Annotated in this window: 7 protein-coding genes; 4 read left to right on the top strand and 3 right to left on the bottom strand. The window is 73.0% G+C overall.

What is annotated here, in order from left to right:
• Positions 1–574 precede the first annotated feature (574 nt).
• The 3 genes from AB8Z75_RS28500 to purU all read left to right on the top strand — a co-directional run bounded on the left by AB8Z75_RS28500 (position 575) and on the right by purU (position 3424).
• Positions 575–1861 carry a hypothetical protein gene (locus AB8Z75_RS28500; protein ID WP_369206934.1) on the top strand — a complete coding sequence of 429 codons (1287 nt, stop codon included), beginning with the start codon at positions 575–577 and terminating at the stop codon, positions 1859–1861.
• A gap of 118 nt (positions 1862–1979) precedes the next feature.
• The gene (locus AB8Z75_RS28495; protein WP_369206932.1) at positions 1980–2480 is read left to right on the top strand and encodes a hypothetical protein; all 501 of its coding nucleotides are present in this window, start codon (positions 1980–1982) and stop codon (positions 2478–2480) included.
• A gap of 35 nt (positions 2481–2515) precedes the next feature.
• Positions 2516–3424, top strand: a complete 909-nt coding sequence (purU, locus tag AB8Z75_RS28490; protein ID WP_369206930.1) for a formyltetrahydrofolate deformylase — start codon at positions 2516–2518, stop codon at positions 3422–3424.
• Positions 3425–3524: 100 nt separating this feature from the next.
• On the opposite strand, the gene AB8Z75_RS28485 is transcribed toward purU, so the two are convergent.
• Both AB8Z75_RS28485 and AB8Z75_RS28480 read right to left on the bottom strand, forming a co-directional pair.
• Positions 3525–4799, bottom strand: a complete 1275-nt coding sequence (locus AB8Z75_RS28485) for a zf-HC2 domain-containing protein (RefSeq protein WP_369206936.1) — start codon at positions 4797–4799, stop codon at positions 3525–3527.
• Between the two features lie 380 nt (positions 4800–5179).
• Entirely contained in the window at positions 5180–5752 is a 573-nt protein-coding gene (locus tag AB8Z75_RS28480; RefSeq protein WP_369206928.1) for an RNA polymerase sigma factor, read from the bottom strand.
• A 400-nt stretch (positions 5753–6152) separates the two neighbouring features.
• Between AB8Z75_RS28480 and AB8Z75_RS28475 the strand changes: the two genes are divergently transcribed.
• A complete protein-coding gene (locus AB8Z75_RS28475; RefSeq protein WP_369206926.1) occupies positions 6153–6533 on the top strand; it encodes an STAS domain-containing protein in 381 nt (126 codons plus the stop codon).
• Positions 6534–6671: 138 nt separating this feature from the next.
• Here AB8Z75_RS28475 and AB8Z75_RS28470 read toward each other — a convergent pair.
• Positions 6672–7731, bottom strand: a 1060-nt coding sequence (locus tag AB8Z75_RS28470) for a class I adenylate-forming enzyme family protein (RefSeq protein ID WP_369206924.1), incomplete at its 5' end; no start/stop codon positions are given.

Here is a 7731-nt window from a genome sequence, read left to right as displayed (position 1 = left end):
GCCGCACCCTCCCTCGATGCCGCCCGCCCWGGGCGCCGGCCCGGGCGCGATGCCGCAAGCCGCTCCCACCGGCCCTTCGGGGCCGGGCGCGCCGCAGCCCGGGCACGGGGGGTACGCGCAGCCGCCGAGCGCCCCCGGCGGGCACGCGGCGACGCACGCTCCCGCACCCGGGCAGCCCGGCGCACCGGCGTACGGGCAACAGCAGCCGGCCGCCGGGGCGGGGCCGCTGCCCCCGCCGGGGGCTCCGGGCAGCTATCCGCCCGCACCGGGAGGTCCGCCCCCTCCCGGTACCTATCCGCCCGCACCGGGCGGTCCCGCATACCCGCAGCCCGACGGTGCGCCGCAGCCCGGCGGTGCGCCGCAGCCCGGTGGGGCGTCGTATGCCGGGCCGGCTGCCGGGCAGGGCCCTGGTGCGGCCGGTCCTCCGGGACCCCTTCCGCAAGGGCCTCCACAAGAACCTGCCGCCCCCCGGGGGCGGCACGCGCTGCCGCAGACGGGTCAGGCTCCGCAACTGCCCGCGCAGGCCGGCACCTACCCGGAGCATCCGTCCGCGCCGCCCGCCCCGCAGCAACAGATGCCGGGGCCCGACAGCGAGGCCACGCAGCTCTTCCCGCCTTTCCCGGCGGAGGACCCGCACGGGCACGCTGCGGCGTCCGCCGGGTCCGAGGACGGCACGCAGCTCCTTCCGCCGCAGCCCGCGGGCCCGGTGGGCGGGCCGGACAGCGAGGCGACCCAGTACATCGCGCCCGTGCCCGGTGGCGGCGAGGCGACGCAGATGATGCCGTCCCCCGAGCCGCCGGCGGACGGCGTACCGTCCGGAACCGGTGAGCGCCGCCCGCTGCCGGAGTTCGAGAGCCTCTTCAGGTCCGAGTCCGGACAGTCCGGCTCGGCGTCCGCGCCAGGCGCCGGTCCGCGCGGTGCGGGTGACGACGAGCCGGGCTCGACCCAGAGCCTGCCGCTCTTCGACCACGCCTCCGAACAGCAGGCCCCGCCGCGCGGTGGCTACGGCTATCCGCAGCAGCCGGGCGGACCGCGGGCCGGTTACGGCTACCCGCAGCCCGGTTCGGGCCCGCGCGGTGGCTACGGCTACCCGCAGCCCGGTTCGGGTCCGCGTGGTGGTTACGGCTATCCGCAGCAGCCGGGCGGGCCGCGGGCCGGTTATGGCTACCCGCAGCCCGGCTCGGAGCGGCACGAGCCGCAGGGCGGCCGGGCGGCGGCCCGGCGGGGCGGGGAGCGCGGTGGCCGGCGCGGGGTGCCGTCCGGTGTGCTGGGCCTCGCGGGTGTCGCGGTGATCGGTCTGGTGGTCGGCGGCCTGCTCCTCGCGGGCGGCGGGGGCGGCGGCGGTGAGGACAAGCCGCAGGCCTCCAGCGAACCGGCGGGGGAGGAGACCTCCAAGGCGCCGGATCCGGCCGAGGAACAGGCGAAGAAGCTGGACGCGCTGCTGGCGGACAGCAACAACAGCCGCGCCACGGTCATCCGTTCCGTGGAGGACATCAAGCAGTGCAAGGCCCTGGGCAAGGCCGCCAAGGATCTGCGTGCGGCAGCCAGGCAGCGTACGGCTCTGGTACGGCGCCTCGGGGAACTGAAGACGGACCAGATCCCCAACAGCGGTCAGCTGACCGCCGCGCTCAAGAGCGCGTGGAAGTCCTCGGCGTCCGCCGACAACCACTACGCGGCCTGGGCGGATCAGGCGGGTGGCAAGAAGGGTTGCCACAAGGGCAAGGCCAAACCGACCAAACAGACCGCCCAGGGCAACACCGCGAGCGGCACCGCGACCACCGCCAAGAAGAAGGCGGCCGGGCTGTGGAATCCGACGGCGAAGAAGTACGGGCTCAAGGAGCGCCAGTTCGGCCAGCTGTGAGGCTTTCGCCCGCCCGGAGGAGGCCCGAACGGCATCCGAGGGGCGCCCCAAGGCTGTCCACCCGTAAGGCCAGGGCCCAGGCTGTGGCCGGTGTGCGCGGAACGTAGGGTCGGTGACCATGCAGCAAGCAGCAACCACGAAGTCTTCCCGCCGTGGCCGTCGTTCCACCACCATAGGTGGCATGCCTGTCAACGACGTGCCCTGGTGGCGCTGGCGCAGCAACGTGCGCTCGGCGCTGCACATGCTCTCCGACCAGACGTTCCAGCAGGAGTGCTGGCTGGCGGGTCGTCCCGGATACGGTGACGTGACGGACGCCGTCTACCGCCTCGTCGAGGACACCTGGCTGGACAACTGGTCGGCGGAGAAGTACGTCGGGACGATCTTCCGTGACGACCAGGAGGCCGAGCTCGTCGACGCGGCCGTCCTGCGGGTGCTGCGCATCATGCACCAGGTGGGAGCTGACGCCCCCGTGGCCTCGTACCTGGAGCACCAGGCCTGGCCGGACGCGGTGCGGGCGGCGCGCGAGGCCCATGTGAGGCTCGCCACCGCCGACGGAGACGACCCGGACGAGCCGCCGCGTTCCCTCGAAGTGCTGGCGATCATGCTGCGGACGGTGTGACGGGGCACCCGCCGCGATGTGCCAGTCTTGAGGCCATGAGCCAGTCGCACCCCGTTTCCGACGAGACCGGCAACCCGGAAGAGAGCCGCGAAAGCGGGCAACCGGGTCAGTTCGTTCTCACCCTCTCCTGCCCCGACAACACGGGCATCGTGCACGCCGTCTCCAGCTACCTGTTCATGACCGGCTGCAACATCGAGGACTCCCAGCAGTTCGGGGACCGCGACACCGGGCTCTTCTTCATGCGCGTCCACTTCACCGGAACCACCACGGTGGACAAGCTGCGGGCCAGCTTCTCGGCGGTCGGCGACTCCTTCCGCATGGACTGGCAGATCCACCGCGCCGAGGAGAAGATGCGCGTCCTGCTGCTGGTCAGCAAGTTCGGGCACTGCCTGAACGACCTGCTCTTCCGCTCCAGGATCGGCGCGCTCCCCGTCGAGATCGCGGCCGTCGTCTCCAACCACACCGACTTCGCCGAACTCGTCGACTCCTACGGCCTCGCCTTCCACCACATCCCGGTGACGAAGGACACCAAGCAGGACGCCGAGGAACGGCTGCTGGAGATCGTCGAGCAGGAGCGCGTCGAACTCGTGGTGCTCGCCCGCTACATGCAGGTGCTGTCCGACAACCTCTGCAAGAAGCTGTCGGGACGGATCATCAACATCCACCACTCCTTCCTGCCGAGCTTCAAGGGCGCCAAGCCCTACCACCAGGCACACGCGCGCGGCGTCAAGCTGATCGGTGCCACGGCGCACTACGTGACGGCCGACCTCGACGAGGGCCCCATCATCGAGCAGGAGGTCGAACGGGTCGGCCACGACGTCACCCCGGAACAGCTCGTCGCCGTCGGCCGCGACGTCGAATGCCAGGCACTCGCCCGCGCCGTCAAATGGCACAGCGAGCACCGCGTCCTGCTCAACGGCCACCGCACCGTCGTCTTCGCCTGACGGGCATCCGCCGCCTCCTCCCTCCCCCCGCTGTCCGGCGGCCCCACCGGTCGGACTGACCACGGTCGGTAGGCCCCCGGGGCGTGGGAGAGGGCCCAGGTCACATGCGGGAGAGGGAGGCGGCGGCGAACAGCACGTCGCGGATGGCGTCGCGGTCGCCGTCCTGCCCGGCGGCAGCCTCCAGTGGCGGAACGTGTCCCGCCGCGAGCTGGCAGAACTCGAGGGAATCCAGGGCGACGTGGGCGACCGTGTCCTCGGGCCCCGCGCGTGCGCCGGGTGAGTCGAGCGGAAGATACCAGTCGCCACCGCCGTCACCCTCGACTTCGAGGTGGAGCGTGCGGCCCGGTGCGCCGGCCGGGGCGAGACCGCGCGGCGGTGGAGCGAGCCCGGCCCGGCGGCGTGCGGCGAGCGCTCCGGGCAGTTGGCGTGCGGCCAGGTCGACCAGCGGACTCAGATGGGCGGCGACGGGCGGTCCGTAGGGGTAGTCGACCGCTTCGGCGATGTCCTGGGCGTGCTTCCAGCACTCGAACGCCCGGTCGAGGAACGCGTCGGGCAGCGGCAGGGAGAAGCCGCCGTAGGAGACGAGCCGGGTGCGCGCGACCGCCTCGTCCGGGCCGCTGAACACGTCGTCGAGTCCTGCCGGCCCGGTCGGCCCGGCTGGCCCGGCTGGTCCTACCGGCCCGGTCAGTCCGGTCGGCCCGACCGGCCTGGTCGGTCCGTTCAGTCCGGCGTCGGTGCCGGGGCCTCCCGCGTCGGCGGCGGTGAGGAAGGAGACGTCCCGGATCATGGCGTGACTCTGCTCTCGCCAGGGCCTCCGCGCGGCCGGAGTGTGCGGGGCCGCACGATCGAGCGCCCAGTAGAGCTCCGTGCGCGCCTGCGGGCCCGCGTCGTGTTCGACGGGCAGCGCTCCGGCGGGCAGGGGATCGGGCAGGCCGAGACCGGTCGCGACCAGGCCGTCCACCGCGAGCAGGTGGCCCAGTATGCCGGCGACCGTGGTGTCCCGGCCCGTCTCCCGGCGTCCGTCGAACCAGCGCAGCCGCACCGGTGCCCGCCACTCCTCCGTGGCCATGTCCCGCAGCAGTGCGTCGAGGCGGGCGGTCTCCGCGTCGAAGGGCGCCGCCCAGACGGGCAGAGGGATGCGGGCGGGACGGCGGTCGAGGCAGCCTTCGAGGACCTGGGCGCGCAGCGCCGGGTCGAGGTCGAGGCTGTCCTCGGAGTGCAGCAGGCCGACGGCGTCGCGCAGCCGCAGCGCTTCGTCGGCGCAGGGCGCGCAGTCGGTCAGGTGTGCCTCGACGGCGGCGGTCTCCTCGGCCGAGCAGGCCGCCAGCGCCCAGGCGCCGAGCAGCGATTTGAGCACGGTGTGGTCGAGGAGCACGGTGCGTCCGTGCGGCTCGGTCGCGCGGGGCGGGTCCTCGTGCCCGGGCCCGGAGGGCGTACCCGGCCGACGGGAGGCGCCGAACGCCTCCGAGCGGCGGGACACGTCGCACGCGTCTGCCTGGCGCGGGACCTCGGGCGCGTCGGAGGGGAGGGAACCACCGGACGCCTCGGCCCGGCGCGGCACCTCCGGTCCGTCAAGGAGACGCGGACGGTCGGACGCGTCTGCCTGGCGCGGAACGCGATGTTCAGCAGACACCTCCCGCTCCTCGATCCCCTCCCGCTCCCTCTCCGGCTGCTCGGAAAGCCCGGGCGCGGCGGACTCGTGGGCTCCGCGCGGGGCGCGCGGTGGTCCCTCCCCGTCGGGGTCGGAGGGGCCGCTCATGGTCGGCCCCTCGGACCCGGCGGCGCCATGGCGGGCCGGGTCATGGCGGAGGAGAGGAGTTGGAGACCCAGCCGCAGGCGCCGCCTGGCCTCGTCCTCGGTGACGCCGAGGGTGTCCGCCGCCTGCCGGTAGTCGCGCCGCTGGAAGTAGGCGAGCTCCAGGGCGGCGCGCAGCGAGGAGGGCATCGAGGTGACGATGTAGTCGGCCCGGGCGGCGGTCGCGGCGGCCCGGACCTGCTCCTCGATCCGTTCGGACTCCTCGGGCGAGCAGGGTCCGTCGCTGCGCTGGAGGCGGCGCAGCCTGCTCGTCGCCGTCCGCTGGGTGAGCGCGGCGATCCATGAGCGCATGGGGCCTTCGCGGGGGTCGAAGGAGTGGGGGTTCTCCCAGATGTAGGCGAAGACGTCGCGGGTGGCGTGGTCGGCGGCCTCGTCATCGTCCAGCACGCGGTGGGCGAGGCTGCGGACGAGCGAGGCGAAGCGGTCGTACAGCTCGCCGAGCGCCGCCGCCTCGCCGCGCTCAAGGCGCTGCTGCATCTTCCGGTCCCAACGCGGTGCTGTGTCGTGCGCCATGCTGCCCCCCAGCTCTCGGCGTCGCCTTCCGCTCCCTGCGGCGCGGTGTCGCCGTGATCGGCGGTTCCGCTTCCGCTTCCACTCGTGTGATGCCCGTCAACCCCTCGAATGTAGTGCGAGGCACTGACAACGCACGCCCCTTTGCCGCAATGCGCTCCCGTTGACGGTCGCGGACAGTGCGGTTTCCGTCACGTACGGCAGGTGCGCGGTGGGATGAACGGGGGTAGAGAGGAGGAAGAGGCGCGTGCTGCCGAGAGTTATGGGGGCGTGACCACAAGTTCCCGCAGGTTTCCCGGGGTAATACCTCAGGACGGCATAGGGTCGTTCCCCGGGACCAGTTTTGGAGGGGGCGCGCAGGGCAGCCGACTGCTGTAGGCGATCGACGAAGGGGTTGCGGGGAGTGTCGTTGAAGGTGCTGGAGGAGGAGCGCGGCGCGTGGGCCGTGCTCCGGGTCTCAGGTGAGCTGGACCTGGTCACCTCGCCCGCGGTGCGGCAGCACGTGCACGACGCCGTGGCCGACGGGCGCCGGAGCCTGGTACTCGACCTGTCCGACGTCCTCTTCTGCGACTCCAGCGGAGTGGGCGTGCTGATCGCTTCCCGGCGGCTGATGCGCTCGTGCGCCGGCCGCCTGCGGCTGATCCTGCCCGCGCGGGGCGCAGAGGAGGGCTCGCACGTGAACCGGGTGCTCTCCGCGCTGGGCGTGCGCCGTCTCTTCGACTGCTACCCGGACCTGGAGGCGGCCACCGACGCCCGCGCCGCCACGGGCCCACTCACCGCGTAACACCCGCCGCGAACCCTTTCACGAGCCCCGCCGCGCACACACTCACGATCTCCGCCGCGAACCCCTTCATGAGCCCCGCCGCGCACGCGCTCGCCGCCCTCACACCCGGTCCCCGGCACCGGTTGAGGCCCGCGCAGGTCAGGCGAATCGTTCCCGCAGCTTGTACTTGAGGACTTTGCGCAGCGCCTCGTTGCGCGGCAGCGCGTCGAGCACTTCGAGCCGTTCGGGCAGTTTGTAGGTGGCCAGTCCGCGCTCGCGCAGGTAGGCGGTCAGCTCGGTGAGCGTGACGTGCGGCGCGCCGGGAGGTTGTTCCACCACGGCGCACACCCGCTCTCCGCGCTCCGTGTCGGGCAGCCCGATCACGGCCGCGTCGGCGACGGCGGGGTGCTCGTACAGAAGCTGCTCGACCTCTTTGGCCGAGATGTTCTCTCCTTTGCGGATGATGATGTCCTTGGTGCGCCCTGTGAGGACCAGATGCCCGCTCTCCAGTACGCGCCCCAGGTCGCCCGTGATCAGGAATCCGTCGGCGTCGAAGGCTTCGGCGGTCTGTGCCGCGTCCAGGTACCCCTGGCAGACGGCCTCGCCGCGCAACCGCACCTCGCCCTCGCTGCCGGGTGGCAGCGGGGTGCCGTCCGGGGTGGTGATCCGGATGTCCATGGCGGCGGGCGGGCGCCCCTCGGTGGTGGCCAGGTGCGTGGGGGTGTCGTCGGGCGCCCCCATGGTGATCATGGGTGCTTCGGTCATGCCGTAGCCGTGGGTGAGCCGGCAGCCCAGCTCGGTCACCACCTCGTGGTACAGCTCGGCGGGTTTGGCGGCGCCGCCGCCCGCGAGCAGCCGCAGGCTCGGGATCAGTTTCTCGTCGGGCCGCTTGCGCTGTTCGGCGAGGAACATGGCGTAGAAGGCCGTCGACCCGCCCGCCGTGGTCACCTGGTGGCGACGGTAGCCGGCCAGCGCGTCCGGCAGCGCGAACCTCTCGAACAGCACGGCCGGAAACCCGTACAGCAGCAGCATCACCAGGTAGTCGGGGCCGCCGATGTGCGCGTACGGGAAGGCGATGGAGCCGACGTCGTCGGGGCGCAGCCGCAGCGCGTGCGCGAGGCACGAGCCGCCCGCGATGAGGCTGCGGTCGGTGTGGCGGACCCCGCGCGGCTGAGAGGTGGTGCCGGACGTCCAGTAGATCCACCGCACCTGCGTGCCG

The organism is Streptomyces sp. PU-14G, assembly GCF_041028275.1.
Lineage (GTDB): Bacteria > Actinomycetota > Actinomycetes > Streptomycetales > Streptomycetaceae > Streptomyces.
The sequence above is the reverse complement of the archived record's forward strand: the minus strand, read 5'-3'. Positions and strand labels throughout refer to the sequence as shown.